The organism is Microvirga aerilata (assembly GCF_016743775.1).
In the GTDB taxonomy this organism is placed as follows: domain Bacteria; phylum Pseudomonadota; class Alphaproteobacteria; order Rhizobiales; family Beijerinckiaceae; genus Microvirga; species Microvirga aerilata.
Window position 1 is genome coordinate 37,975 of sequence record NZ_JAEQMY010000004.1, and the last position, 25,800, is coordinate 63,774.

At 66.0% G+C, this 25,800-nt stretch carries 21 protein-coding genes; 6 read left to right on the forward strand and 15 right to left on the reverse strand.

Translation table 11 applies throughout. From position 1 onward, the window contains the following. The first annotated feature begins 43 nt into the window (after nt 1-43). Nucleotides 44-2,407, forward strand: a complete 2,364-nt coding sequence (locus JKG68_RS04100) for an ATP-dependent helicase (RefSeq protein WP_202056076.1) — start codon at nt 44-46, stop codon at nt 2,405-2,407. A 64-nt stretch (nt 2,408-2,471) separates the two neighbouring features. Here the strand turns inward: JKG68_RS04100 and JKG68_RS04105 are convergent, their stop codons facing one another. After that, complete coding sequence (locus JKG68_RS04105; RefSeq protein WP_202056078.1) at nt 2,472-3,353, reverse strand: manganese catalase; 882 nt, start codon at nt 3,351-3,353, stop codon at nt 2,472-2,474. A gap of 203 nt (nt 3,354-3,556) precedes the next feature. Between JKG68_RS04105 and JKG68_RS04110 the strand changes: the two genes are divergently transcribed. Beyond that, nucleotides 3,557-4,828 (forward strand): SAM-dependent methyltransferase, encoded by a 1,272-nt coding sequence (locus JKG68_RS04110; protein ID WP_202056080.1) that lies wholly within the window; start codon nt 3,557-3,559, stop codon nt 4,826-4,828. A gap of 31 nt (nt 4,829-4,859) precedes the next feature. Here JKG68_RS04110 and JKG68_RS04115 read toward each other — a convergent pair whose 3' ends face one another. Next, the gene (locus JKG68_RS04115) at nt 4,860-5,777 is read right to left on the reverse strand and encodes a PhnA-like protein (protein ID WP_202056082.1); all 918 of its coding nucleotides are present in this window, start codon (nt 5,775-5,777) and stop codon (nt 4,860-4,862) included. A 259-nt stretch (nt 5,778-6,036) separates the two neighbouring features. Between JKG68_RS04115 and JKG68_RS04120 the strand changes: the two genes are divergently transcribed. After that, nucleotides 6,037-6,987 (forward strand): 50S ribosomal protein L11 methyltransferase, encoded by a 951-nt coding sequence (locus tag JKG68_RS04120; RefSeq protein WP_202056084.1) that lies wholly within the window; start codon nt 6,037-6,039, stop codon nt 6,985-6,987. Between the two features lie 108 nt (nt 6,988-7,095). Here the strand turns inward: JKG68_RS04120 and JKG68_RS04125 are convergent, their stop codons facing one another. Then, nucleotides 7,096-7,320: a hypothetical protein gene (locus JKG68_RS04125; RefSeq protein WP_202056086.1), complete on the reverse strand. Its 225-nt coding sequence runs from the start codon at nt 7,318-7,320 to the stop codon at nt 7,096-7,098. A gap of 287 nt (nt 7,321-7,607) precedes the next feature. Between JKG68_RS04125 and JKG68_RS04130 the strand changes: the two genes are divergently transcribed. Then, nucleotides 7,608-9,428, forward strand: a complete 1,821-nt coding sequence (locus JKG68_RS04130) for an aminopeptidase P family protein (protein WP_202056088.1) — start codon at nt 7,608-7,610, stop codon at nt 9,426-9,428. A 63-nt stretch (nt 9,429-9,491) separates the two neighbouring features. Here the strand turns inward: JKG68_RS04130 and JKG68_RS04135 are convergent, their stop codons facing one another. The 5 genes from JKG68_RS04135 to JKG68_RS04155 form a co-directional block, all read right to left on the reverse strand. Next, complete coding sequence (locus tag JKG68_RS04135) at nt 9,492-9,791, reverse strand: branched-chain amino acid transport AzlD family protein (protein WP_202056090.1); 300 nt, start codon at nt 9,789-9,791, stop codon at nt 9,492-9,494. After that, complete coding sequence (locus JKG68_RS04140; protein WP_202056092.1) at nt 9,788-10,495, reverse strand: AzlC family ABC transporter permease; 708 nt, start codon at nt 10,493-10,495, stop codon at nt 9,788-9,790. The genes JKG68_RS04135 and JKG68_RS04140 overlap by 4 nt, the downstream gene beginning before the upstream one ends. A gap of 65 nt (nt 10,496-10,560) precedes the next feature. After that, nucleotides 10,561-11,427 (reverse strand): AraC family transcriptional regulator, encoded by an 867-nt coding sequence (locus JKG68_RS04145; RefSeq protein WP_202056093.1) that lies wholly within the window; start codon nt 11,425-11,427, stop codon nt 10,561-10,563. Nucleotides 11,428-11,473: 46 nt separating this feature from the next. Next, nucleotides 11,474-13,633, reverse strand: coding sequence for an NAD-dependent DNA ligase LigA (gene ligA, locus JKG68_RS04150; RefSeq protein WP_202056094.1), 2,160 nt, complete (start codon nt 13,631-13,633; stop codon nt 11,474-11,476). 1,064 nt (nt 13,634-14,697) lie between these two features. Further along, nucleotides 14,698-15,159: a MarR family winged helix-turn-helix transcriptional regulator gene (locus JKG68_RS04155; RefSeq protein ID WP_202056099.1), complete on the reverse strand. Its 462-nt coding sequence runs from the start codon at nt 15,157-15,159 to the stop codon at nt 14,698-14,700. A 79-nt stretch (nt 15,160-15,238) separates the two neighbouring features. On the opposite strand from JKG68_RS04155, the gene JKG68_RS04160 reads away from it, so the two are divergent. Together JKG68_RS04160 and JKG68_RS04165 are read left to right on the forward strand one after the other, a co-directional pair. Next, nucleotides 15,239-15,592 (forward strand): DUF1428 domain-containing protein, encoded by a 354-nt coding sequence (locus JKG68_RS04160; protein ID WP_202056105.1) that lies wholly within the window; start codon nt 15,239-15,241, stop codon nt 15,590-15,592. Between the two features lie 117 nt (nt 15,593-15,709). Beyond that, a complete protein-coding gene (locus JKG68_RS04165) occupies nt 15,710-16,486 on the forward strand; it encodes a VOC family protein (RefSeq protein WP_202056107.1) in 777 nt (258 codons plus the stop codon). Between the two features lie 174 nt (nt 16,487-16,660). Here the strand turns inward: JKG68_RS04165 and recN are convergent, their stop codons facing one another. The 7 genes from recN to JKG68_RS04200 form a co-directional block, all read right to left on the reverse strand. Beyond that, nucleotides 16,661-18,337: a DNA repair protein RecN gene (recN, locus tag JKG68_RS04170; RefSeq protein WP_202056109.1), complete on the reverse strand. Its 1,677-nt coding sequence runs from the start codon at nt 18,335-18,337 to the stop codon at nt 16,661-16,663. A 12-nt stretch (nt 18,338-18,349) separates the two neighbouring features. Next, the gene (locus tag JKG68_RS04175) at nt 18,350-19,246 is read right to left on the reverse strand and encodes an outer membrane protein assembly factor BamD (protein ID WP_376773108.1); all 897 of its coding nucleotides are present in this window, start codon (nt 19,244-19,246) and stop codon (nt 18,350-18,352) included. Between the two features lie 326 nt (nt 19,247-19,572). Next, nucleotides 19,573-20,517, reverse strand: coding sequence for a UDP-3-O-acyl-N-acetylglucosamine deacetylase (gene lpxC, locus JKG68_RS04180; RefSeq protein ID WP_202056111.1), 945 nt, complete (start codon nt 20,515-20,517; stop codon nt 19,573-19,575). Nucleotides 20,518-20,809: 292 nt separating this feature from the next. Then, entirely contained in the window at nt 20,810-22,498 is a 1,689-nt protein-coding gene (gene ftsZ, locus JKG68_RS04185) for a cell division protein FtsZ (RefSeq protein ID WP_202056113.1), read from the reverse strand. A 101-nt stretch (nt 22,499-22,599) separates the two neighbouring features. Then, entirely contained in the window at nt 22,600-23,922 is a 1,323-nt protein-coding gene (gene ftsA, locus JKG68_RS04190) for a cell division protein FtsA (protein ID WP_202056115.1), read from the reverse strand. Then, the gene (locus tag JKG68_RS04195; RefSeq protein ID WP_202056123.1) at nt 23,919-24,890 is read right to left on the reverse strand and encodes a cell division protein FtsQ/DivIB; all 972 of its coding nucleotides are present in this window, start codon (nt 24,888-24,890) and stop codon (nt 23,919-23,921) included. Before JKG68_RS04195 ends, ftsA begins: the two co-directional genes overlap by 4 nt. Next, nucleotides 24,857-25,780 carry a D-alanine--D-alanine ligase gene (locus tag JKG68_RS04200; protein WP_202056124.1) on the reverse strand — a complete coding sequence of 308 codons (924 nt, stop codon included), beginning with the start codon at nt 25,778-25,780 and terminating at the stop codon, nt 24,857-24,859. The genes JKG68_RS04195 and JKG68_RS04200 overlap by 34 nt, the downstream gene beginning before the upstream one ends. Nucleotides 25,781-25,800 lie beyond the last annotated feature (20 nt).

Genomic DNA, 25,800 nt, shown 5'->3' on the forward strand with positions numbered 1-25,800 from the left:
TACGGGCTCGACGCCGTTCGCCTTTTGATCCATGGTCCCGCCGATGAATCAATCCGAACAAAGACCCGATCCGCAGGACAGCCTTGCCCATGAGCCGGCATCCGGCTCCTTGAGCGCCCGCGCCCGCGCGGCGGTTGCGCCGCAATCGCCTTACCTGAATGGCCTGAATCCAGAGCAGCGCGCTGCCGTCGAGGCCACCGAGGGTCCCGTTCTCGTGCTGGCAGGCGCCGGGACCGGCAAGACCCGGGTTCTGACCACCCGGATCGCCCACCTGATCGCCACCGGCAAGGCCTACCCGTCCCAGATCCTGGCCGTGACCTTCACCAACAAGGCCGCGCGGGAGATGCGCGAGCGCATCACCTCCGTCATCGGCCCCGTGGCCGAGGGCATGCAGTGGCTCGGGACCTTCCACTCCATCGGCACCAAGGTTCTGCGCCGCCATGCGGAGCTGGTGGGCCTGCGCTCCGACTTCACGATTCTGGGCACGGACGACCAGCTTCGCCTGATGAAGCAGGTGATCGAGGCCGAAGGCATCGACGAGAAGCGCTGGCCGGCTCGCCAGCTTGCAGGCCATATCGACGGCTGGAAGAACCGAGGCCTCGGCCCCGACCAGGTTGCGGCCGGAGAGGCCGGTGCCTTCGCCAACGGGAAAGGCGGGCGGCTCTACCGGGCCTACCAGGATCGCCTCAAGACCCTGAACGCCGTCGATTTCGGCGATCTCCTGCTCGAATGCCTTCGCCTGTGGCGCGAGCACCCGGACATTCTGGAGCAGTACCAGAACCGCTTCCGCTACATGCTCGTGGACGAATACCAGGACACCAACGTCGCCCAGTATCTCTGGCTGCGGCTCCTCGCCCAGGCGCGCAAGAACCTGTGCTGCGTCGGCGACGACGACCAGTCGATCTATGGCTGGCGCGGGGCCGAGGTCGACAACATCCTGCGCTTCGAGCACGATTTTCCCGGCGCGACCGTGATCCGGCTGGAGCGTAACTACCGCTCGACGGGCCACATCCTGTCGGCCGCCTCAGGCCTGATCGCCAAGAACCAGGGCCGCCTGGGCAAGACCCTGCGCACCGAAGACGAGCCGGGCGAGAAGGTGTCCATCACCGGGGCCTGGGACTCCGAGGACGAGGCCCGGCTCATCGGCGAGGAGATCGAGGCGCTTCACGCTAAGAAGCACCCGCTCTCCGAGATCGCGATCCTGGTCCGCATCTCGGCACAGATGCGCGAGATCGAAGACCGGCTCGTGACGCTCGGCGTCCCCTATCGGGTCATCGGCGGCCCGCGCTTCTACGAGCGAGCCGAAATCCGCGATGCCCTGGCCTATCTTCGCGTCGTGAACCAGCCCGCCGATGATCTGGCCTTCGAGCGCATCGTCAACGTACCGAAGCGCGGCTTGGGCGATGCCACGATCCAGGTGCTGCACAACCATGCCCGCGCGGCCCGTGTGCCGCTCGTGGAGGCGGCCCGCTTCATCGTCGAGACGGACGAGCTGAAGCCCAAGCCCAGGGCTACGCTCCGCGATCTCCTCATCTCCTTCGGCCGCTGGGCCAAGCTCTCCGAGACCCTATCGCAGTCGGAGGTCGCCCAGACCGTGCTGGAGGAATCCGGCTACACGGACATGTGGCAGAAGGACAAGTCGGCGGATGCGGCTGGACGCCTGGAAAACCTCAAGGAGCTCGTGCGCTCCATGGAGGAGTTCCCGGACCTGCAAAGCTTCCTGGAGCACGTGTCCCTCGTCATGGAGGCCAACGAGTCCGATACAACCGAGCGCGTGAGCCTGATGACGCTCCACGCCGCCAAGGGCCTCGAGTTCGACACGGTGTTCCTGCCCGGCTGGGAGGAAGGCCTCTTCCCGAACCAGCGGGCGCTTGACGAGAGCGGGCGCGCGGGCCTGGAGGAGGAGCGCCGGCTTGCCCATGTGGGCCTCACCCGCGCCCGGCGCCGGGCCAAGATCTTTTTCGCGTCCAACCGGCGCATCCACGGTCTATGGAACTCGACCGTCCCGAGCCGCTTCGTGGACGATCTGCCGGAAACGAACGTGGAGATCCTGGAGGCTCCCGCCAACTTCTCCTACGGCGGCTCGCGCTTCGACCGGATGCAGCCCTTCAGCGGCTCCTCCTACCAAACCCCCGGCTGGCAGCGCGCCCAGGCGCACCGCGCCAGCACCGACGATGGGGGCTATTCCGCCCGCCGCTCCGGCGACCGGCGCGGTCCGGTGCTGATCGAAGGCGAGCTGGTGGCGAAATCCAGCGGCGGATCGGGGTTTGCGGTCGGCGGGCGCGTCCTGCACACCAAGTTCGGCCCCGGCACCATCGAGGCGGTGGACGGCAACAAGCTCACGGTCGAGTTCGACAAGGCCGGGCGCAAGATGGTGCTGGACAGCTTCGTCAAGGCGATGGGATAAGGCCGGAGAACGTAGATGCCCGGCGCTGAGGCCGGGCATGACGCAGTACAGCTCCAAGTAAAGTTTATTCCGCAGCAGCAGGCGGGACCGGTGCCGGCGGCGTGCCGTACATCCGCGGGTCGACCGGGTTGAGCAGGCCCTCGTCTTCCGTGTAGGCCGGCGGGCGATCCACGTAAGTGAACGTTCCCTTGCCGTCCGGCGCAGGCCCCTGGGCCCAGCGTCCCTGCTGACTCTCCGTGCCTTCGGAGTGATTGAGGAACTGATAGGCGACCTCGCTCTTCTCGAGTTCCTGCGGGAAGTTGGACGGCACGGGCGTCATCTCGAGCCCGTCCTCCTCCAGTTCCCGAATGGCCGCCAGCCACTGGTTCTGGTGCATGGTGTCGCGTGCGATAAGGAACGACAGCATGTCCCGCACCCCGGTGTCGTTCGTCAGGTTATAGAGGCGGGCGACCTGCAGGCGGCCTTGGCTTTCCGCCGTCAGATTGAAGCGGAAATCGGCGAGAAGATTGCCGCTTGCCGTCATGAAGCCTGCATTCCAGAGATTGCCGGAGCTGTCGACCGGACGGGAACCGGAGCCGGCGACGATCACGTGCTGAGGGTTCATGCCGGCCATGATGGCGTCCTCGACGCGGGCGCCGCCCATGATGGCGCCGACAAGGGAGTTCTGGGCCGCATCCTCCTGGGTTTCCACCGGAGATGTCTCAAGGAGCCTGGCGATCATGGTGGCCAGCATCTCCACATGGCCGATCTCCTCGGTGCCGATATCCATGAGCATGTCGCGGTATTTCTGCGGACCCCGGCAGTTCCAGCCCTGGAACAGATAGGTCATCATCACGCTGATCTCGCCCCATTGCCCGCCAAGGGGCTCCTGCAGCATCTTGGCGAAGTTCGGATCGGGTTTCTCGGGCTTGGCATGATACGCCATCTGCTTCTGACGGAAGAACATCGGCTGCTCCTGTTCGATGGATCGAGTGGCGACTCTCAGCCCCACAAGAGTCTGCCTTCCAACCGGAGCGACTCCTGGTTGTTCCCAAATTAGGCTGGATTTCCTGTACTTTAGATCAGTTCTGATCTGCAGGTTTTTCCTCTAGCCACCTGCCTGCAACTGTGGAACCATCCGCCGCAACCACATCCTTCGACGAGGCTTTGATGTTCCCTCTGTCCCACATGCTGAAGTCATTCGTGCGCAGCGGCACCCTGAAGGTGATCGATGCGGAGGGCGGCGTGCACCTGTTCGGAGGGGACAAGCCTGGGCCGAATGTCACCATGAGGCTTACGGACCGTTCCCTCTACCACAAGCTCTTCCTCAATCCAGAGCTTCATGCAGGCGAAGCCTATATGGACGGACGCATGAGCTTCGAGGACGGTTCGGGCCTGCGGGACTTCCTCAATCTCTTCTCGATGAACCGTTCGACATTAGCCAACTACCCGCTGCAGAACGTGTTGAAGCGCATCTCGCGCGGCGTGAAGCGGTTCCAGCAGGCGAACCCTGTCGGCAAGGCGCAGCAGAACGTGGCGCACCACTACGATCTCGGAAACGACTTCTACAAGCTCTTCCTCGACAAGGGCATGCAGTATTCCTGCGCCTACTTCGCCGACGATGACGACACGCTGGAAGAGGCGCAGCAGAACAAGCTTCGTCTCATCGCCTCGAAGCTCCAGCTGAAGCCCGGCATGAAGGTTCTCGACATCGGCAGCGGCTGGGGCGATCTCGCACTCTATCTCGCAGCAATGGAAGAGGTGGACGTGACGGGCGTGACGCTCTCCAAGGAGCAGCACGAACTCTCCAACGAGAAGGCGCGGCGCGCGGGCCTCTCCCATCGCGTACGCTTCGAGTTGCTCGACTATCGCAAAGTTGAGAAACGCTTCGACCGCATCGTATCGGTCGGCATGTTCGAGCATGTGGGCGTGCATCATTACGGCGAGTTTTTTGCGAAGGTCAACGCACTGCTCGACGATGACGGCCTCATGGTGCTGCACTCCATCGGCAAGATGAGCCCGCCCGGCACCGCAAGCCCGTGGCTGCGCAAATACATCTTCCCCGGCGCCTACTCCCCTGCCCTGTCCGAGGTTTTTCCGGTGGTCGAGCAGAACCAGCTATGGGTCACGGATCTCGAGTTCCTGCGCCTTCACTATGCAAAGACGCTCAATCACTGGCACCGGCGCTTCGAGGCAAACCGCGAGAAGATCGCCGCCATGTACGACGAGCGCTTCTGCAGGATGTTCGAGTTTTATCTGATCAGCGCGGAGACCATGTTCACGACCGGGAGCCAGCTTGTGTTCCACATGCAGCTGGCGCGCAAGCGCGATGCCGCGCCCATCGTGCGCGACTACATCACGGATGTGCAGCGCGAGTACAAGCTCAAGGAAGCAGAGCGTCTCAAGGTGCTAGAAGGCGCAAGGGAACTGACGCCGGCTTGAGGACCGGCGTCAGGTTCTTTTCAGTTGTCGTTCAGCGCCGTTCGCCCGCGAGGTGCCGCGAGGTGATCGTCGGATCGACAGCACCGGAGCGACCGCCGAACCAGCCGGCGAGCGCCCCGAGGATCAGACCGAGTGCGCCGAGAAGCGCAGCGGTCGAGACACCCGTGGCCGCAGTGTCGGCCGCCTGCTTCGCCTGATCCACAGCCTGGCGATATTGCTGCTCGTACTGCGTAATGCGGTTGCGGGCTTCTTCCGGCGGGATGTTCTGTGCACGGGCAAGAGCATCGGTCGCGCGGTCACGTGCCTGCTGGGCCTGCGCCTGGTCGCCGGTCAGCATGGCGCGCAGGCTCGTGATGGCCGTGTCCCGCAGTTGCGCGGGGTCCGTTCCGCCTGCTGCACTGCGCACCTGCTGCTCGATCGCCGAGAACGGATCGGGGTTTTGCGCCAGAGCGGGCGCTGCGGTCTGCACCGCCGTGCGGCCAAGGCCGCCCACGGCGCTGGACAGCGTGTTGTAGGCGCCGCCAAGGAGGCTCCCGAGCGTCGAGGTCAGCAGGTAGAAGATGACCAGGGTCGTTGCAGCCCAAGCGATCAGGCCGTGGAAGCCCGCCGTCGATTCCTTGGGTCGTCCCGAGAGCCGGCCGGCCAGATAGCCGCCTGCGAAGGAGGCGATAATGCCCGAGAGCGTCCACCAGATGCCTGCGGCAATGGAGAAGGTCGAGGCCTGCGGGTTGTCTCCCGTCGCCGGATCGAGCGTTGCAACGCCGATGCCGATGCCGAGCATGTTGAGGATGAGTTGGGTCACCAAAGCGGTGACCACGCCGGCAAGCACCGCGCCCCAGGAGATGCGGTTCAGCATGATAGTACGCGCATCTTCGGCCGGAGTGACGGGAGACATGTGCGGCGCGTCTTTATCGCCTAGATTTCGAGGCGTCGCGGGATGGTCTACCATGGTTCCCTCCTATGGCTTTCATGGCAAAGAGCAGCAAGCCCTGAGGCGGACTATTTTCATGCCCTTAACCGGAGGGTGGCACATAGGTTCCACGGTTTTGCCATAAAACCGCACCTGCCCGCCAAGCTTCCCTCAAGCCCGCGTTTCGTCATCCTTGCGCTTCAAGCCACCGTGAGAGTGCTGCGCCGGCAGCGTGCCTTTGGCCGGACGCTCTCAAAAGTGCATTCCACTTTCGGGTCCGATGCTCTAAAGCGACGGCATGCTTGAAGGTCTGCACCCCAACCGCCCCACTCACCTGTTCCGCATCACCACGGACGAGCGCTCCGCGCGCGCCATGACCGACATGATCGGCGAGATCTTCGATCCCGCCGAGACGGCGGTCGCATCGTTCGAGACGGAGGACGGCGGCCCCTGGATGCTGGAAGCCTATTTCGCGCATCCGCCGGACGAGGCGGCGATCCGCAGCCTGCTGCGCCCCTTCGTCGGTGCGGAGGCGGATAAAGGCGTTTTCCTCCCCATCGAGCAGAAGGACTGGGTGAAGGCTTCGCTGGAGGGCTTAAAGCCCGTTCGGGCGGGGCGCATCTTCGTTCACGGTTCCCACGACCGTGAGCAGCGGCGGCCGAGCGATCTCCCGATCGAGATCGAGGCCGGCCTCGCCTTCGGCACAGGCCATCACGGCACCACCAAGGGCTGCCTGCTCGCTTTCGTGGATGAACTGAAGATGCGCACGCCACGCCACGTGCTCGATGTGGGCACCGGCACGGGCATCCTGGCCTTTGCGGCGGCGAAGATCCTGAAGCGGCCCGTTGTTGCAGGCGATATCGATCCGGAAGCGGTGCGCGTGGCACGGGAGAATGCCCGGCTCAACGGGATCGGGGCTTGGATGAAGCTCTATGTAGGTCCAGGGATCCGCCACGCGGATGCGAACCGCCCTGGGCACTTCGATCTGGTCTTTGCCAACATCCTGGCAAAGCCCCTGCGGATGCTGTCCCCGGCCCTGGCGCGGGTGGCAAGCAGCGATGGAACGATCATTCTGTCCGGGCTTCTCTACCGCGACGTGCCGGGCGTTCTCTCCGCTTACGCGTATCAGGGCTGGCACCTCCAGCGCCGCTACGACCTGGAGGGTTGGGCCGCGCTGGTGTTGAAGCGGGGCAGCGCTCGTCCGCAGCCCCGCAGTCTGCAAGGTTACTCGGCCAGGATGCCCGGGTAGCGCTTGGCAAGCTCGCGGCGAAGCTTGAGGGTATTGGCCCAGATCTCGCGAACGGCCTTCATGGCGGCAATGATAATCATGGTGATGTCTCGCTTATGAATGGAATGGTTAGATCTTAAAAGGCAGAAGGCTGGACTGCTCGTGAAACAGGCCTGAATGATCCTGCCTGCGGCCGAGGTCCGCCATAAGAGCTTCGTGACGGCGCAATTCCCGCTCAGCCGTTTTGGTGCGGCTCTCGATGAGAGCATTGATGACACGCACGGCGATCACGGAGAACCGCGACGGTGCTTGAACGTCACGGGTGAAGGCGGAGGAAAAAACGGCTGTGGTCATGATCTCATCTCCAACAGATCGGCGCTGAGACCCTTCAGCGTTCCTCTGTTCTTGCTGTCAGGAATATAAGGTCCTCCCGACTTTAGTAGTAGTCATAGGATCACATGCGAGCCATGCGATCGTTGCAATTCACAATCAGCAAAGATTAACCTTTAGGCATTGAGTGCATGCTGCCGGGCATTGTGCTCCAGAGGTAAGCGCATCCCCTGAAAGCACGACGGTTGCAGCCGCTGCCGCTCCGGCCTAGCGTGTCGCCCTCTCCATTCCCGATCCCGGTGCTGCTTCGCATGGCTCAGTTCCAATTCTTCGACGACACGACATCCCCCGCCCAAGGTCCCGCCCATATCGCCAAGCTGCGCGCCGAGATGGCTCGCCGCGGCTTCGACGGCTTCATTGTGCCCCGAGCGGACGAGCACCAGGGAGAGTATGTGCCGAGGAGCGCCGAGCGCCTGGCTTGGCTCACCGGCTTCACGGGCTCGGCCGGCACCGCGGTCATTCTGCGCAACGAGGCCGCTCTCGTGGTCGATGGACGCTACACAGTCCAGGCTGCCGAGCAGGTGGACACCTCCGTCATCACCCCGGTTCAGCTCGCCGACTTCACGCCCGAGGAGTGGATTGCCGAACACCTCCCGGCGGGGGGCACGCTCGCCTACGACCCTTGGCTCCTCACGAGCGACGGCTTGAAGCGCCTGGAGCAGGCCGTGGGCCGGGCGGGCGGGAAACTTTGCCCTGTCGACATCAACCTCGTCGACGTCATCTGGATCGACCGCCCCGCCCCGCCGCAAGCCCCCGTGCGGCCGCATCCGTCCGAGTACGCCGGCGAGGCGGCGCCAGCCAAGCTGGAGCGCATCCGCAAGAGAATGGCGGACGCCAAGATCGATGCTCTTGTCATCTCGGACCCGCATAATCTTGCCTGGGCGTTCAACCTGAGGGGCGGCGACGTGGGACATACACCCCTGCCGCTCGGCTATGCGGTTCTGCCGAGGGAGGGCCGCGCGAGCCTGTTCTTCGACCCTGTGAAGGTCACGAACGAGGCCGGACACGCCGTTGGGGATCTCGCCGATTTCGTTCCGATCGGTACCTTCCAGAGTGCCCTCGACAGCCTGGGGCGCGCTGGCGGCAAGATCCGCATCGACGCCGCGACCGGCGCCGTTGCCCTGATCCGTCGCCTCGAAGCCGCGGGCGCAACGGTGGATGTGGGCGCCGACCCGATCGCCCTGATGAAGGCCGTGAAGAATCCGGCGGAGATTGCAGGCTCCCATGCCGCCCACCTGCGCGACGGCGTGGCGGTTGCCCGGTTCCTGGCGTGGCTCGACCGCGAGGCTCCGTCGGGCAAGCTGACGGAGATCGACGTGGTCGAGGCGCTGGAGGCCTTCCGGGTCGAGACGGGCGCGCTCAGGAACATCTCCTTCCCCAGCATCTCGGGCGCAGGCCCGAATGCCGCCCTGCCTCACTACCGCGTCACGAGTTCGAGCAACCGCACCCTTGAGCCCAACCAGATCTTCCTGATCGATTCCGGGGCGCAGTACGAGGACGGCACCACGGACATCACACGCACGGTCATCGTGGGAGAGCCGACGGCGGAGATGAAGGACCGCTTCACCCGGGTGCTGAAGGGCCATATCGCCATTGCCCAGGCCGTCTTCCCGAAAGGCACGACAGGTGCGCAGATCGACGCCTTTGCCCGAAAGCCGCTCTGGGAGGCGGGGCTCGATTTCGACCATGGCACCGGCCATGGCATCGGCAGCTATCTGTCCGTGCACGAAGGCCCGCAGCGCATCGCCAAGACGGGTCACACCCCGCTGGAGGCGGGCATGATGCTGTCCAACGAGCCCGGCTTCTACAAGCCCGGCGCCTACGGCATCCGCATCGAGAACCTCATCCTCGTGGAGCCCCGCACGATTCCCGGCGGCGACCGCGAGATGCTGGGCTTCGAGACGCTCACCTTCACGCCCATCGACCTGCGCCTGGTGGAACCTGCGATCATGACTGCGGACGAGATCGCATGGCTCAATGCGTATCATGCGGCCGTGCGCGAAAAGATCGGCCCGAGCCTGGATGCGGAAACGCGTGCCTGGCTCGAGGCAGCAACGCGGATGATCGGTTAGCCCCGCACTGTCGTTCCGGGCGGCCCGCAGGAGCCCAGCCCGGAGCGGCAGGGAGAAGCCTGATCAGATCAGGTTGCGCAGCACCACCACGCAGGCCACACCAACCGCGACCGTGCCGAGCAGCGGCAGCCTGAACGCCGCAACCGCCGTGATGGCCGCCGCGATGGCCTCCGGCCATCCGGTGGTCAGAGCCGTCGGGGCGATCACGGAAACGAGCACCGCCGGCGGGATCGCATCGAAGGCGGCTTTCGCGCGGCCCGTGAGCACCAGCCGGTCCGCCACGAAGAGACCCGCGATGCGCGTGATGTAGGTCACCACGGCCATGGCCAGGATGGCGAGCAGGGTTGTGGTGTCGAGGCTCATGAGCGCGCCTCCTTGGGAGCGGCAAGATAGGCAGCGGCGATGCCGGCGAGCGCGCCCGAGGCCACGTGCCAGGGGGCCCCGATGAAGAGATGCACGAGGGCCGCGACCCCCGCGCTCACGGCCACCGTCACCAGCGTCACCCGGCTGCGGCCGAAGCCCGCCACGAGGCCGATGAACAGGGCCGTGAAGGCAAAGTCCGCACCGATCCGCTCCGGGTCACCGAGGAATAAGCCGAGGACGGCGCCCAAGGTCGAGGACAGGGTCCAGTTCGCCCACAGCACCACGGCCATGACGAACCAATAAGCTCCCGTGACGGGCCGCTCCATGGCCCGGCGCTCCGACAGGGCCCAGGCCTCGTCGGTCAGAAAGAAGAAGCCGAGGAAGGTCTGGACCCGCGACATCCGGATCTTGGGCGTGAGCGATGCTCCCATCAGCACGTGGCGCGCATTGATCAGCAAGGTTGCAAAAGCCAGCGTCGCGATGGGCGCGGGATGGATCCACGTCTCGATGGCTGCGAACTGCGCTCCGCCGGCGAAGACCAGAGCCGACATCAGCATGACTTCGAGCGTGGACATGCCCTTCGCGGCTGCGACCGCACCGAAGAGAAGGCCGATGGGAATGGCAGCGACTACGATGGGCGCGATGTCGCGCAGGCCGGCGCGCATCTCGCGGCGATAGGTGGGAAGTGGGTTTGCTTGATCCATGGCGGTGCTCGTTTCGCAGCCTTATGGACCAGGAGCAGCCCTTGGTCTTGGATGAAAGTGCTGTTTCACGCCGTGCGGTAGGCGCCCGGCGTCACGCCCATGCGGGCCTTGAACACCCGGTTGAGGTGGCTTTGATCGAAGAACCCGCAAGCCGCCGCCACGTCCCCCGGCGCCTCGCCCTGGCCCAGGAGTCGTGTGGCGGCGCGGAAGCGGCGATCGAGAAGGTAGGCATGAGGCGTCAGCCCGGTCTCCTTGGCAAAGGCGCGGATGAAATGGCTGCGCGACAGGCCCGCCAGGCTGGCGAGGCCCGCGAGGTCCGCCTCCTCGCCGATATGCGCGTCGAGATAATCACGCACCTGCAGGATGCTCCTCGATCCGTAGCGGACACTTGGCAGGGCATCGAGATCGGCCCAGCGGGCGATCAGACGGCTCAGGAAGTCGATGAGCCGGGTGTCCTGCTCCATCTCGGAGGCCAAGCTGTCCTCCTGGCAGAGACAGGCATGGAGCCTGACCTGAGCCTGAAAAAGCTCGGGATCGCGGATGACGGAATGCCGGAACCAGGGCGGACGGGACAATGGCCTTCCGGCCACATCCCCGGCAATCTCCTGCATCAGCTCGGACGACGGATAGAAGGTGCGATACTCGAATCCGCCGCCATAGGGCTCGCCGTCGTGGATCTCGTCGGGGCAGACGACGGCCACGCAGCCTGCCGGCACATAATGCTGCTCGCCCCGGTGGAAGAACGTCTCGCAGCCCGCCAGCACCGCCGCGATGGCATAGGTGTCGTGGCTGTGGCGGGCATAGGCGTGACGGCGGAAGGTCGCGCGCAGGCAGTCGAGGCCGCGATAGCGCGGCACCCGCCAGAAATGCGTCACGTCGCCCGCTCCAACCTGGGCAGGATCGAGCGAGACCTCAGGGGTGATCACCGTCATGGGCGCACCATGCCATATCGCGCCTGCCAAGTCTTGGACAGGAGTCTCACCCCCGCCCGACAAGGGCGAACCACCCGTCCTCGTCCATCACCTGGAGCCCGAGTTCGGCTGCCTTGGCGAGTTTGGAGCCCGCGCCGGGGCCGGCCACCACGATGTCCGTCTTCTTTGAGACGGAGCCCGCCACCTTGGCGCCGAGCCGCTCGGCCATGGCTTTGGCCTCTTCCCGGGTCATCTGCTCGAGGGAGCCGGTGAACACCACGGTCTTGCCCGCGACGGGGGAACTCGCGGCAGCCGGCATCTCCATGGGCTCGATGGACACCTGGGCGAGGAGCGCATCGAGCATCTCTTCGTTGTGGCCCTCCTTGAAGAACTCGACCACGGCCTCGGCCACCACGGGCCCGATGCCACCGATGGCGGTGAGCTCCGCATGGGCTTCCGATGCCGGATCGGCCGCGGCCTTGGCGGTCTCCCGCAGGTGCTCGAAGGTGCCGAAGTGGCGCGCCAGCAGCCGCGCGGAGGTTTCGCCGATATGCGGGATGCCGAGGGCGAAGATGAAGCGGTTCAGCGAGATGGAGCGGCGCGCCTGGATTGCGGCGAACAGGTTCTTGGTGCTCGTCTCGCCCCACCCTTCCCGATTCTCGAGCCGCTTGAGGCTGCGCGCGTTGCGCGCCTCGAGCGTGAAGATGTCTTGCGGACGCTGAACCAAGCCTTCGGCATAGAACTCGTCGATGCGCTGCTCGCCCATGCCCTCGATGTCGAAGGCGTTGCGCGACACGAAATGCTTCAGGCGCTCGCGGGCCTGCGCCGGGCAGATGAGGCCGCCGGTGCAGCGGCGCACCGCATCCTCCTTGCCGGTGCGCGGATTGACCTCGCGCACCGCATGGCTGCCGCAGGCCGGGCATACGGTGGGAAACGCGTAAGGCTTTGCCTCGGCCGGGCGCTTCTCCAGCACCACGTCGAGCACCTTCGGGATCACGTCGCCGGCGCGGTTGATGATCACCGTGTCGCCGATGCGCACATCGACGCCGCCCCGGATCTTCTCGCCGTTGCCGCCGATGCCCTTGATGTAGTCCTCGTTGTGCAGGGTCGCGTTGGATACGACGACGCCGCCCACGGTGACGGGCTTCAGGCGGGCGATCGGATTGAGCGAACCCGTGCGGCCCACATTGATCTCGATGTCCTCCAGCACGGTCATCGCCTGCTGCGCCGGGAACTTGTGCGCCAGCGCCCAGCGCGGCGAGCGCGAGACGAAGCCGAGGCGCTGCTGCAGGCTCAAGGAATCGACCTTGTAGACGACCCCGTCGATGTCGTAGCCGAGATTGGCCCGGTCGGCCTCGATGGCGTGGTAATGCTCCAGCATCTCGGCGATGCTCGTGCACAGACGGGTGAGCGGATTGACCGTGAAGCCGAAGCTCCTGAAGCAATCCATCATGCCGTGCTGCGTCGCAGCCGGCATGGCGCTCACCTCGCCCCAGGCATAGGCGAAGAAGCGAAGGGGCCGCGATGCGGTGATGCCCGCATCGAGCTGGCGCAGGCTGCCGGCCGCCGCGTTGCGCGGGTTGGCGAAAAGCGGCTTGCCCGCCGCCGCCTGGCGCTCGTTGATGGCGGCAAAATCCTCGTGCGAGAGATAAACCTCGCCGCGCACCTCCAGCACATCGGGAATGCCCGAGCCCTTCAGGGCATGGGGGATGTCACCAACCGTGCGGGCGTTGTTGGTCACGTCCTCGCCGACCGCGCCGTCCCCGCGTGTGGCGGCGTTAGCGAGCCTGCCGTTCTCGTAGCGCAGGCTCAAGGACAGGCCGTCGATCTTGGGCTCGGCCGTAAAGGCGAGCGGCGCATCGGCGGCCCAGTTGAGGAAGCGGCGAATGCGCTCGACGAACTCCTCCACCTCCTCGTCCGCAAAGCCGTTGGCCAGCGACAGCATCGGCGCCCGGTGCCGGATCTTGCCGAACCTTTCCGACACCTTGGAGCCCACCTTCTGGGTGAGGCTCTCGGGCGTCTTCAACGCGGGATACTGCTCCTCCAGCGCCTCGTAGCGCTTGCGCAGGGCGTCGTATTCCGCGTCCGAGACGGTGGGCGCATCCTCTTCGTAATAGCGCCTGTCGTGCTCCGCGATCTCGACCCCGAGGGCATCGTGCTCGGCACGCGCCTCATCGGGCGTCAGGTGGTCGACGGGCTTCTGGGAGGACGTGCTGTGTGGGGGCATGATCGAATCGCGTGTGAGGTGCTTGAACCATAGTGCTCCGGTCGGGAGTCTCCAGGGAAGAGTTACGGATGCCTCGCCGGATTCCGTATTATGGGCTCCTCGGCCATGCTCCGGCAGCTTCGCGCTTTTGGCGCGAAGGGCTTTCGGCTTGGTCCTGGCTTGTCTCGTGGGGCGAGGGAAGCGCGGGAGGCAAGGCTGCTTCGCTTCACTCCGGTGGAGCGGGCGAAGATCGGGTCGGGACGGGAGTTCCGCCCGGACGGGAAGCACCCTGCCTCCCGCGCACGGCTTTTCGACCCTGAGCCTCGCGCTTCAGCCCATCAGGGACAAACCCTCAGAGAGCTTTGCGGCGCGTCATGTCGCGCAGCCCCGGGTGCGCCGGTGCCGGCGAGGCTTGGGAGATCGACGACGCCAGCCTGCCCGAACAGGCCTGCCGTCTCGTGCCTCCACTCAGAGCCCTGGCATGCGGAACCAGCGTCTTGTCCCACAGCGGCCAGAACCGCATCCCGCCCCCACAACTGACGCCTCGGGCGCGTCCCTCGTGAGACCGGACCCGCATACCCATAGCCAAGGTTAGGCATAAAGTCAAGAACAAAAGCAGAACGCGACCGCAGGCGATCCCGTGCAGGCGGGGAGACGCCCCAACGTTTGCGGCAGGAGCCACCCGGCGCCATTGGAGGTGCCTGTTCTGCAGCGTCAGCGGTTCTGGATCCCCTTCCATCGCCTGCGGCTCGCCGGGGATGACAGCGTGGCGCTGGCCTTGTGGTGCTCCCCTCGGTGTCATTCCCGGCCGCAGCGAAGCGGAGGGGAAGGGAATCTATCAGCGTCAAGCGTGGAGTGGATCCCCTTCCCTCGCTGCGCTCGCCGGGGATGACACCCGCCCCGTCATAGCCGGACCCTATGCGGCCATTCACGCCTCAAGGAGCCGCCACGGTGCTAAGGCGCCCCTGCCAAGCTTATGGATCACCGCAGGACGGCAGCCCTGTCATTCCTGCCTGTAGCGGCGGCTGCAATGGCGGAGGCACCGGCCGTTCCGGGATGCCCCAGCGGCGGTCCTCTGGTGGGCCTTATCGAAGCGCAGGCTGCGACAGAGCCGCCAGCGCGCCACGCAGATTGTCAGGCCCGGACGCCGGCAGCCCGGCCTCGATGGCCGCATGAAGATCGCGCCAGATCGGCACGGCGGAGGCCAGCACCTCCTGGCCCCTGCCGGTCAGGCGAAGAAGACGGCTGCGCCGATCGCCGGGATCGGCCGCTACGGCCACGAGCCCCTCCCGCTCGAGGGGCTTCAAGGCTGCGGTAAGCGTCGTCCGGTCCATGGCGAGCAGTTGCGCCACCGCCCCGATCGACGGCGGCTCGGGCCGGTTGAGGGCGTTCAGCAGCGAGAACTGCCCGGAGGTCAGCCCAACGGGCCGCAGCGCCTCGTCGAAGCGCCGCGCGAGCGCCCGTGCGGCGCGCTGGGTATGCAGGCACAGGCAGGTATCCCGCACCTGAAGGGTTGTCTCGAAGGGAACGTTCCGGGCGATTGACATGGCCCATTTACGTTGATATCAACATAATTGTCAAGACGAACACGGCAGGGCCCTCCGGGCCGGCCAGGGGAGATGCTCGATGACCTATGTGGACGGTTTCGTGCTGGCTGTGCCGGCCGACAAGAAGGAAGTCTATCGCATGCATGCCGCCGAGGCCGCTCCCCTGTTCATGGAGTTCGGGGCGATCCGCATGGTGGAGTGCTGGGGCGACGATGTTCCGGACGGCAAGCTCACGGACTTCAGGGGCGCCGTGAAGGCGCAGGACGGTGAAGTCGTGGTGTTCAGCTGGATCGAGTATCCATCCAAGGAGGTGCGCGACGCTGCCAACCAGAAGATCATGGCCGATCCGCGCATGCAGGCCATGGGCGAGCAGATGCCCTTCGACGGCAAGCGCATGATCTTCGGCGGCTTCGCGCCCATCCTCGACGTCTAGATCATCTTTCGGCAAAGCAAGGAGAGCTGATTTCGCGCAAGTGGGACCAGCTCCGGTGCATCGTCGGCCCCGGACATCCGGGTTCACTGTTCTGCGCAACGCGCAAGGAGGTGCCGCATGGCCAACCAGCATGGCGATTTCATCTGGTATGAGCTTATGACCGCCGACACCGACGCGGCCGCCCGTTTCTACGGCGCAGTCGTCGGCTGGCGGGCCCGTGACGCCGAAGGGTCGGTTCCGGGCTATGGGCTCTTCGGAACCGGCGGCACGGACATTGCCGGCTTCATGCGGATCCCGCCGGATGCCGAGCGCGCAGGGATGCGTCCGCGCTGGCTGGGCTATATCGGCGTGCGCGATGTGGATGCGGCCGTGGCCAGGATCGTCCGGGCGGGCGGCGCGCAACACATGCCGCCCACGGACATTCCCGGGGTCGGCCGTCTTGCCATGGTCACGGATCCGCAAGGGGTGCCGTTCTACGTGATGCGCGGCGCGATGGATGGGGCGAGCACCTCCTTCTCGCCCGCGCAAACCGGCCACTGCCACTGGAACGAGCTTGCCACCAGCGACCAAGCGGCGGCCCTGGTCTTCTACACCGGCCTGTTCGGCTGGGAGCAGGGCGACGCCATGCCGATGGGCGAGATGGGCGACTACCGGTTCATCAACCACCACGGCGGAATGCTCGGCGCGGTGATGAACCGGATGCCCGACGGGCCGCCGGCCGCATGGACCTTCTATTTCGGCGTCGCGGACATCGACCATGCCGCGCAAGTTGTCACCGGCAACGGCGGCGCAATCCATTTCGGCCCGGCCGAGGTGCCCGGCGGCGTCCACATCGTCGTCGCCGGCGATCCGCAAGGCGCCCTGTTCGGCCTCGTCGGCCCCCGCGGGACTTGAGATAAGCGGCGATTCCGCCAATCCGCCCCGGGACCTCGCGGCGCTCCCGGCAAAGCCCCTTGTGGTACCCCAGGCCGGAACGACGGAGCACAAGCTGGCATGCGAAGTCGGCTGCGAGACATGATGTCCCGAGCCCGTCCGCTTGAATGAGCAGCAGGCCAGACGGCGGCGATCCTAATGCGCCGCCGCTTCCAGCAGGCGCTTGGCGGCGGCGCGCGCCTCTTCGGTGATGGTGGCGCCGGCCAGCATGCGGGCGATCTCCTCGCGCCGGGGCGCCTCGTCGAGGGGGATGACCCGGGTCGCAACCCGGTCCTCGGCGCCGCGCACGCCCTCCTTGGCGATGAGGAAGTGGCTCTCGGCCCTGGCGGCCACCTGCGGCGCGTGGGTGACGGCCATCACCTGAACCCGCCGGGCCAGGCGCGCGAGGCGCTGGCCGATGGCGTCCGCCACCGCGCCGCCCACGCCGGTGTCGATTTCGTCGAACACGAGGGTCGGCGCCGAGCCCTTGTCGGCGAGCACCACCTTGAGGGCCAGCATGAAGCGGGAGAGCTCGCCGCCGGACGCCACCTTCATGAGCGGGCCGCCCCGGGTGCCGGGGTTGGTCTGGGCCCAGAACTCGACGCGCTCGAAGCCGCTCGGGTCGCGGCTCTCCTCGTCGGCGGTGATTTCGGTGATGAAGCGCGCCCGCTCCAGCTTGAGGGGCGGCAGCTCGGCCTGGACCGCGGCGTCGAGAGCCTTGGCGGCCTTCTTGCGGCCGGCGGACAGAGTCCTGGCGGCCGCCACATAAGCCTTGTCGGCCTCCTTCAGGGTGGCCTCCAGGCCGATGAGCCTCTCCTCGCCGGCGTCGATGGCCGCCACGTCCTCCTCGAAGCGCTGCCTCAAGCCGGCGAGCTCGTCGGCGGGAACGTCGTATTTGCGGGCGGCAGCGCGCAGGGCAAAGAGGCGCTCCTCGGTCTGCTCCAGCTCGCGCGGATCGTATTCCGTGGCGCGGATCGCTTCATCCAGGGCCGCGCGCGCCTCGTCGATGGCGACGAGAGCCGCATCCAGCGCCCGCACGCTCGGCTCCACGAGGGCCGGCGCCTGCGCGCTCCGGCGCTCCAGCTTGCGCACGGCGGCCGACAGCTCCGGCACCGGGGACGCGTTGCCGGCCACGGCCTCATAGGCCTCGTTCAGGTCCTGGGCCACCTTCTCGGACTGCATCATGACGATCCGGCGCTCGGCGAGGGTTTGCTCCTCCCCGGCCTGCGGGTTGAGGGTGGTCAGCTCCTCGACCGCATGGCGCAGGAAGTCGGCCTCCTTGCGGGCCTTGTCGATGCGCTTGCGGTGATCCTGCAGCGCCCCCCTCGCCTCGCGCACCCGGCGCGCGGCGTCCGCCACCGCCTGGGCCTCGGCGTTAAGGCCTCCGAAGGCGTCGAGGATCGCCCGGTGCGTGACGGGATCGACGAGGGCACGGTCGTCGTGCTGGCCATGGATCTCGACCAGGGTCGCGCCGATGGCCTTGAGAACCTGAACGCTGACGGGCTGATCGTTCACGAAGGCGCGGGTGCGCCCGTCGGCCACCTGCACGCGGCGCAGGATCAGGTCGCCGTCGATGTCGATGTCGGCATCCGTGGCGATGCGGCGGGCCGGATGGTCGATGGGGCAATCGAAGACGGCCGTGACCTGGCCCTGGTTCTCGCCATGGCGCACGAGGCTTCCGTCGCCCCGCCCGCCGAGGGCCAGGGCGAAGGCGTCGAGCAGGATGGATTTGCCAGCACCCGTCTCACCCGTGAGGACACTCAGCCCCTCGTGGAAGTGAAGCTCAAGCCTGTCGATGAGGACGATATCGCGAATCGCCAGCTGGATCAGCATGGAAGGTGAGGTTTAACCCGTCTTCTGACCGACCTGGGGAACGCCGCGGAACGCCTTGCTGATCCAGGACTGGGAATCCTCGCGCGGCTCCACGCCGCCCTTGGTCAGCAGGGCATAGGCGTCCTTGTACCAAGGACTGTCAGGGAAGTTGTGGCCGAGAACGGCGGCGGCGGTCTGCGCCTCGCTGACGATGCCCATGGCCATGTAGGCTTCGGTGAGGCGCTCGAGGGCCTCTTCCACATGGCGGGTCGTCTGATAGCGCGCGACCACGGTGCGGAAGCGGTTGATGGCGCCCGCATAGTTGCGCTTCTGCAGATAGAAGCGGCCGACCTCCAGCTCCTTGCCGGCGAGCTGGTCGCTGGCAACCTGGATCTTCTTCTTGGCGTCCGCCACGTATTCCGAGTTCGGATAGCGCTGGATCAGCTCCTGCAGCGCCAGGATGGCGCGCTCGGACTTTTCCTGGTCGCGGGTGATGTCCGGGATCTGGTCGTAATAGGACGAGGCCATCAGATACTGGGCATAGGCCGCATCGGACGTGTTGGGGTAGCTCTGGAGATAGCGCCTGGAGGCCGTGATGGACTCCTCGTAGAGGCCGCCCTCATAGGTGGCGTAGGCCTCCATGATCAGCCCTTTGCGCGCCCACTCGGAATAGGGGTACTGCTTGTCGAGGCTGCTGAACTTCTTGGCGGCGCCTTCGAAGTCGCCCTTCTGGACCCGGCCGAGACCATCGTTGTAGATCTCCTCGGCGGGAGCATTGGCCACGATCTCCGGCTTGTACGTGTCGTTCTTGTTGAACGGGTTCATCGACGAGAGGGTATCGCAACCGGCGAGCCCCAAGCCGCAGACGCCAAGGATCAGGGCGCGGCCGGCCGCACCTTTCATTCCCGAATAAGCCTTCGCGAAAGACATGCTTCGCGGTCCTCCAAAAACCGTGCCCGACGTTTTAACGATGCACCAGGGGTTCTTTAGAGCATCGGACCCAAAAGTGGAAGGCACTTTTGGGCTCCATCCGATGCTCCAGATTATGGCTGGCGCATCGTAGGGCGCGGAACCGGAGGTCCGCGTCAGCGAAAACCGGAACCACTTTTCCGCACGATGCGCTTGCCCGAGCATATGGGTAGAGCCAAGCCCACACGTGAGTGTTTACCCAACAGGAATTAAGAAAGCCTGCACGAAATCATGCGGCCAATGGGCGCTCGGTGCTTTTGGCAGCAGGAAAAGCCGCCGGAGCGGCCTTAATGCACTTCGGAAGCATAAACCGGCGCGCCCGCGCTGCTGATCTCGGCATAACCTGTCTCGCGGCGGGGAACCGCGTCGACGATGGCGTAGTTGGAGCGGCTCGCGAACAGGGCTTCCAGCACCGAGAAGTTCATCCGGTGACCGCCGCAATAGGAGCGGTAGGTGCCGAGCAGCGGCAGGCCGGCGAGCGACAGGTCGCCGACCGCGTCGAGCAGCTTGTGGCGCACGAACTCGTCGGCGTAGCGCAAGCCCTCGGGGTTCATGATCCCGTCATCGCCGATGGCAACGGTGTTCTCGAGGGACGCGCCCAGGGCGAAGCCGGCGCTCCACAGCTTCTCCACGTCGCGCATGAAGCCGAAGGTGCGGGCGCGGGAGATCTCGCGGCGGAACACGGACGGAGACAGGTCGATGGCCTTGCGCTGCCGGCCGATCACCGGGGTGGGGAAGTCGATCTCCACGTCCAGGCGGAAGGCGCGGTCGTTGGGGAGAAGCTCGGCGAAGGACCTGCCCTGCGTGACGCGGACGGGCTTGAGAACCTTCAGGTAGCGGCGGCTGGCGCCCTGGACGGTGATGCCGACCTGGTCGATGGCGTCGATGAAGAGAGCCGAGCTGCCGTCGAGAATCGGAACTTCCGGCCCGTCGACCTCGACGAGCACGTTGTCGATGCCGAGGCCGGACAGGGCCGCCATGAGGTGTTCGATGGTGGCCACCGCGCCCGTGTCCCGGTCACCGATCACGGTGCAGAGCTCGGTGGCGGTCACGGCCAGGTGGCGGGCGTCGATCAGGCGGTCCAGGCCGCCCGGAAGGCCCGTGCGAAGAAAAGCAACGCCATGGTTCACTTCAGCCGGATGAAGAATCATCTTCACTTCATCCCCGGAATGAACTCCGGTCCCAACGAGAGTAACGGCGGCGCGAAGCGTGGTTTGCTGGCTTTGCTTCATTATCTCTGGACCTCAACTACCCTTGTCGCCTCTAGAGCCCGTTTGCCGGCGGAATTCGCATTGGCTGCGTTATGCTTCCTGCCGAAGGCTTCTTTTAAGCGGTGCCCCTTTTGACTTGGGGGCACCATAGTCCCCCTGTCAGGCTAGGCCAAATCACGCTTTCTTACCGTGTGTTACAGCCTGGATAACCTGCAACCCCTTGACCTTAATGGATTTTTAACGAAACGGGCTCCCAGCCGGCACGCGGCTGGGAGCCCTTTGTAACAACCGTGACAGGAGCGTCAGGGTTCGATCAGTTGGCCTGGCGGCGCAGGAAGGCGGGAATCTCCAGCTGATCGTCTTCCGATGCAACCCGGGGAGCCGGAGCCATCTGGCCCTGCGGCGGACGCTGGGCCTGAGGGGCCGCGGCCGGCCGCCTGGCGTACTCGGCATGCACCGAGGACATGGGCTGGCGCGGCGCTTCCTGGCGCGGCTCGGCGGGCGCGTGCTGAGCCTCGTCCCGGCGGCCGAAGCCGATCGTCGCCAGACGCTGGATCAGGGACGGCCGGTGTTCCTGGGCCTGCTCCTCGCCGCGGCTGGCGCGGATCTGGTTCTGGGCCGGCATCGGCAGCTCGTCGATTCGCGGCATCCGGGCCGGGCGCATGGCCCGCTCCGCCTGCGGCGGGATGAACGAGCCCTGCTCGACCGGCTCGTCATAGACGGCCTGCTGGGCAGCCGGCGCCTCGTAGGCCACGGCTTGGCGGGGTTGAGCGGGCGTCAGCACCACGTCGTCGCGGATCACCGGCTGGGGAGCGGCCTCGACCGCCTGAGCGGCGGCCATGGGGGCCGGAGCCAGAACCGGGGTTCCTTCGGTCAGGATCTGAGCCGCCTTCACCGGTTCGGCTTGGGCGGCGTTGCGAAAGGTCGGCACGGCCTGGGTGTGCGTGGCGCGGGCCCGGGCCTCGGCGCGCAGGCGCTCGGCCACTTCCGAGATGCGCTGCTCGGTGGCGGTGAGGTCGACGCCGTTCTCCAGCAGGGCATGGTCGATGCCGGTGGCCACGACGGAGACGCGGATGATGCCTTCCAGGCTCTCGTCGAAGGTGGCGCCCAGGATGATGTTGGCATCCTGATCCACTTCCTCGCGGATGCGGGTGGCCGCCTCGTCGAGTTCGTAGAGGGTGAGGTCGTTGCCGCCCGTGATGGAGATGAGCAGGCCGCGCGCGCCCTTCATCGACACGTCGTCGAGGAGCGGGTTCGCGATGGCGGCTTCGGCCGCCCGCATGGCGCGCTTCTCGCCGGAGGCTTCGCCCGTGCCCATCATGGCCTTGCCCATGCCGCGCATGACGGAGCGCACGTCGGCGAAGTCGAGGTTGATGAGGCCTTCCTTCACCATCAGGTCGGTGATGCAGGCGACGCCCGAGTAGAGCACCTGGTCGGCCATGGCGAAGGCGTCCGCGAAGGTCGTCTTCTCGGTGGCGACCCGGAACAGGTTCTGGTTCGGGATGACGATGAGCGTGTCGACGGCCTGCTGGAGCTCGGTGATGCCGGCCTCCGCCAGACGCATGCGGCGCACGCCTTCGAACTGGAACGGCTTCGTGACGACGCCAACCGTCAGTATACCGAGCTCGCGGGCCGCGCGGGCCACGACCGGGGCAGCGCCCGTGCCGGTGCCGCCGCCCATGCCGGCGGTGATGAACACCATGTGGGAGCCGGCGAGCTGATCGCGGATTTCGTCCATGACCTCCTCGGCGGCCGCGCGGCCGACTTCCGGCTGCGATCCGGCGCCCAGGCCTTCCGTGACCTGGATGCCCATCTGGATCACCCGCTGGGCCTTGGAGGAGGCCAGCGCCTGCGCGTCGGTGTTCGACACCACGAACTCGACGCCCTCCAGACCGGATTCAATCATGTTGTTCACGGCATTGCCGCCGGCGCCGCCGACGCCGAAAACCGTGATGTGCGGCTTGAGTTCCCGGATGTCCGGAGATTGCAGATTGATAGCCATGACCTGTGCCTCTTCTGGCCTGTACCGATGAGCGTTTGGCCGACGCTGACCCTTGTTTTGAACTCTTCACGATGGCCCGCCGCGCCAACGCGTTACTCGGTTTAAAAACTATCGCGAATCCACCGGCCCACCCGCGAGAAGTAGCCGTCGGTTCCCGTACTCTGGAACAAGCCGCTGGAGCGCGGCTCGAAATACTCGATATGCGCCACCTGGGGATAAACCAGGAGGCCGACCACCGCCGAAAAGGCAGGGCCCTTCGCCGCCTCCGGCAGACCCTTGATGCCGAGCGGACGCCCGACACGAACCTGGCCCTGCAAGATGCGGCGCGCCGTTTCCGGCAGCCCGACGAGCTGGCTTGCGCCGCCCGTCAGCACGACCCGCCGTCCGGCCTGGGCCGCAAAGCCCGCGCCTTTGAGCCGGTCGCGCACGAGTTCGAGAACTTCCTCAACCCGCGGCTTGATGATGCGAACGAGGTGCGACTTCGGCAGATGATTCGGAACGTCGCGTTCGTCCTCGTCCACCTGGGGCACCGCGATCATGTCCCGGTCATCCGCGCTCGATGAGATGGCGGATCCGTAGAAGGTCTTGAGCCGCTCGGCGGCGGACACGCGGGTCGTGAGACCGCGCGCGATGTCCATGGTCACGTGATGGCCGCCGACCGCGATGGCGTCGCTGTGCACCAGATGCCCGTTGGAGAAGATGCCGACGCTCGTGGTGCCGCCGCCCATGTCCACGACCGCGCAGCCCATGTCGGCCTCGTCGTCCACGAGAACGGACAGGCCGGCCGCGTAAGGCGTCGCGATCACGGCCTCGACCCCGAGATGGCAGCGCTCGACGGCGAGCATCAGGTTGCGGGCGGCCGCGGCTTCCGACGTCACCACATGAAGGTCGGCACCGAGGCGCTCGCCGATCATGCCGGCAGGCTCGACGATGTGATTCTGCTGGTCGAGGGAGAAGCCCGTCGGCAGAGCGTGAAGAACCGCCCTGCCCCGGCGCAGGTCGTAGTTGGATGCGGCGTCGAGCACCCGGTGGACGTCGCCGGAGCTGACGGCGCCGCGCACGGGCACATGCGCCTCGAAATGCTCGGAGGCGAGGCGGCCGCCCGTGAGGTTCACGATCACGGACTGGATCTCGACCTTCGCCATCCGCTCGGCCGCATGAACGGCCTGCCGGATCGCGCTCTCCGCCGCTTCCAGATCGACGACGACGCCGCCCTTCAGGCCGACGGAGCGCTGGTGGCCGATGCCGAGGATGCGCGCCACATGGGTGCGGCTGCGCAGCGACTCGATTTCGTCGGCCGGCTTCAGCTCCGCCACGACGCAGACCACCTTGCTCGTTCCCACATCGAGAACCGAGAGAATGGCGCTCTTGCGCGCTGACAGCGGCTTCAAGCGCGGTGTTAGACCATGACCCGAGAGACTCACGTATCGACCCCCTTGCCGCGCATTGGTTTCTTTTTGAGCGCCTCGGCGCGGGCCAAGGCTGCTTCTTCCGTCAGACGAACGACGACCCGATCGGCCATGCGCAGATCGATCGCCAGAACGTCCTTTTCCAGAATCTTTTGTTCGTGCTCGAGCTTCACCAGACGGGCCAGCGCATCGGCGGCCCCGGTCTCCGGCAGGCGCACGTCCATGCCGTTGTCCATCTTGAGCGTCCAGCGCCGGCCGGCCACGAGGGTGCCGGCGCGGATGCGCTGTTTGAGCGGGCCTGCGGCCTCGATCAGCGCGAGATAATCCTTGCTGCGGGCATTGGCGCCCTCGCCCACCACGAAGGGCAAATCGAGGTAGCGCTCGTCCTGCATCAGGTCGATCACCGTGCCGTCCGAGGCGATGACGAAGAGTTCGCCGTTGTTCTGCCAGATGGCGTGCGCCTCGCGCTCGGTGAGCGTGATCACGAGTTCATTGGGATAGAGCTTGCGCACGGTTGCCGACTTGATCATCGGCACGCGCTCCAGGCGCTCGCGCAGATCGTTCACGTCGAGGAAGGCCAGGGAGACCTTCACGTCGAGGCCGGCGGCGGCCAGAACTTCGTTCTCGCCGATCTGCGAGATGCCGGAGATCGTCACCTGATCGAGGCCCAGGCCCACGGCGCGGGCCAGGGCATGATGCGGCTCGCCATGGGCGCGGATGAACCCGTCGATGTGGCCGCCCTGCCAGAGACCGTAGCCCACCACGGCCGAGAAGAACGCGAGGGTCAGGCCGGATCCGAGGAAGCGCGGAAGGCGCTGCTCGATCGCAACGGCGGAGGAGCGTCGGCGAACGCTGCCTGAGGAGCCGAAAATCTTGCTGATTCGAGACGACGCTGGCCTCCGGCCTCCGGAGGCAGCGCGCGCAACCGTGGCGCCGGCCGGGTAGGCCGTCATCGGTTGCAGGTAGCGTCCTCCACCATCCATTGCACAAGCTCGCCAAACGTATAGCCCGCATGGGCTGCCAATTCTGGCACCAAGCTCGTCTCGGTCATGCCGGGTTGCGTGTTGACCTCGAGAACAACGAGTTCCCCGGTTCCCCCAGGAGTGTCGTCGTACCGCAAGTCGGCACGGCTGATTCCCCGACAGCCGAGCGCTTGATGCGCCGTTAACGACAACTCTTGGACCTTTTGGTAAATATTCGGTTTAATTTCTGCCGGGAGGACGTGAATGGAGCCTCCCTTCACATATTTTGCATCGTAGTCGTAGAAGACCCCGGTGGCGGGCTGGATGTCGATGACCCCAAGGGCCCTGTCGCCCATGACCGCGCAGGTGAGCTCGCGTCCCGCAACATATGATTCTGCAAGGATTTCCTCGCCGTAGGGCCAGTCCTCCCGCAGCAGTTCCTGCGGCGGATGGGAACGGTCCTCGCGGACGATGATGACCCCGTGGGAGGAGCCTTCGCTGATCGGCTTGAGCACGTAGGGCACGGGCAGAACGTGACTTTTCGCCGCCTCCAGACGGTTAACGACCATGCCCTTGGGCACCGGCACCCCGGCCGCCGCCATTAACACTTTCGCCTTGTCCTTCTGCATGGCGACCGCCGAGGCGAGAACGCCCGAATGGGTGTAGGGAATTCTTAACACCTCGAGCAGGCCCTGGATCGTCCCGTCCTCTCCCACAGGCCCGTGGAGAGCGTTGAACACCACGTCCGGCGCAACCGCCTGGAGAACGGTGGCGATGTCGGCCTGCACGTCGATGGGAGTGACCTTGTAGCTCTGGCCCTCCAGGGCCTTGCAGCAGGCCCGCCCCGAAGCCAGGCTCACCTCGCGCTCCGCCGACCAGCCGCCGTAAAGGATGGCAACGTGCTTCGCCATGGGTCTCTCCCGTCATGCGC